We start from the raw sequence: 1,759 nt of genomic DNA on the forward strand, positions 1-1,759 counted from the left end.
GTCGAGGTCGTCCGCGGACGTGTGGTACTGCGGATAGTCGCCGTGCTGGCCGCGCCCGAACCGGCCGACGGGCAGGTCGAAGCCGGGGGAGCAGAACTGCCGTTCGTCGTAGCCGTAGGGGGAGAAGTCGATGGCCCGGTGCGGCCGCCCGGTCTCGGCGAGCGCCGCGGCCGCGGCCCGGTCGACGACGGCGTCACCCCGCCGGCTGCGCTTGTAGGTCGGGTCGGAACGGTCACCCAGGCCGGTCAGCACCAGCCCGTGCCGAATGCGCCCGACGGTGTCGCGGTTGCGCGCGAGCCAGGTGATCGATCCGATCGTGCCGGGGATGAACAGCAGCCGGAAGGTGTGCCGGCGGGGCAGCCTGGCCAGGGTGCGGGCCAGCAGGGTGGCCGTGGCGATGCCCGAGCAGTTGTCGTTCGCCATCGCCGGGTGGCAGGTGTGGGTCGTGATGAGGAACTCGTCGTCCGTGGTCCCGGGCAGCATGATCTCGCCGTAGGTCAGCGACCCCGCGGTGAGGGTGGTGTCGATCTCCACGCCGTACTCGCCGTCGGGCAGCGCGGCGAGCTGCCGGTCGGTCAGGCAGAAGCCCCAGTTCTCGGTGTAGTAGGAGGTCCGGTAGGGCACCCAGTCCGGGCGGTCCGGCATCGAGAACAGGTGCGGGCGCAGCTCGTCGAGGGACAGCCGGGCGCGGACCGGTGTGCTGTACCCCAGCAGGTGCAGCGGGTTGTCAGCGGCGTCGACGATGGTCTTGCCGTCCGGGCCGGTCAACCGGGCCGAGGTGACGTTCCATTCCCGGGGCACGGTCCAGTCCAGGACCGGTGTCCCGCTGGGGACCTCGTGCACCGTGAGCGCGGGCTCCGGGCCGAGCGCCCGCGCGACGGTGGCGAGCGTCGTGCGGACACCGTCCCCGGTGATACTGCGCGCGGGGGGCAGCAGGGTGGCGACCAGGTCGTGCAGCCACGTACCCGGGTCGGCGCCTGCCGTCGCCGCGTACTCGCTTGCGCCGCCGGGGTCGGAACCGCTCAGGGGGGAACCGTTCGGCTCGGGACTGCCGGAGCCGCGGGAGGAATCGCTCATCGCTGGACCCGTCCGGAACCTCAGCCGGCCCAGACACGCCAAGGCGCGGCACCGGAATCCCAGAGCTGGTTCAGCTCGGTCCAGTCGCGGAACGTGTCCATACCCATCCAGAATCCGTCGTGGGTGTGCAGGGTCAGCTGACCGTCCCGGGCCAGCTGCTGCAGCGGGTGACGCTCCAGCAGCAGTGCCGGGTCGTCGTCGAGGTACTTGTCGATGAACTCGCGCTCGAAGACGAAATATCCCCCGCTCACCCAGCCGGTCTGCGGCGGCTTCTCGGCGAAGAGGGTGACGGCGTTGCCGTCCGTGGTCAGCTCGCCGTAGCGACTCGACGGCCGGACGCCGGTGACCGTCCCGATCCGCCCCGACGCCAGGTGGTCGGCGAGCACCGCGCCGATATCGACGGCACCGACTCCGTCGCCGTAGGTCAGCATGAACCGCGGGCCGGTCAGGTACTGGGCGACCCGGCGCAGCCGGGCTCCGGTTCCGGTGAGTAGGCCCGTCTCGGCGAAGGTCACCTCCCACGCCTCGTCGCCCACGGTGTTGTGGAACTGGGGGGTGTGGTCGTCGGAGAGCGTGAGGGTGAAGTCGGCGACCTGCGCACGGTAGGCGAGGAAGTAGTTCTTGATCAGATCGCTCTTGTAGCCGAGGCAGAGCACGAACTTACGGAAGCCGTAGTGCTCGT

General features: G+C 70.6%; 2 protein-coding genes. Both read right to left on the minus strand.

Going from position 1 to position 1,759, the window contains the following annotated elements; all coding sequences use genetic code 11:
* The coding region (locus ACY45C_RS18570; protein WP_462188844.1) for a DUF4910 domain-containing protein at positions 1–1,077 on the minus strand (1,077 nt) is incomplete at its 3' end.
* A 20-nt stretch (positions 1,078–1,097) separates the two neighbouring features.
* Positions 1,098–1,759 (minus strand): sugar phosphate nucleotidyltransferase (locus ACY45C_RS18575; protein WP_462188845.1); only part of this gene is annotated, 662 nt, incomplete at its 5' end.

The organism is Frankia sp. CcWB2 (genome assembly GCF_977927585.1).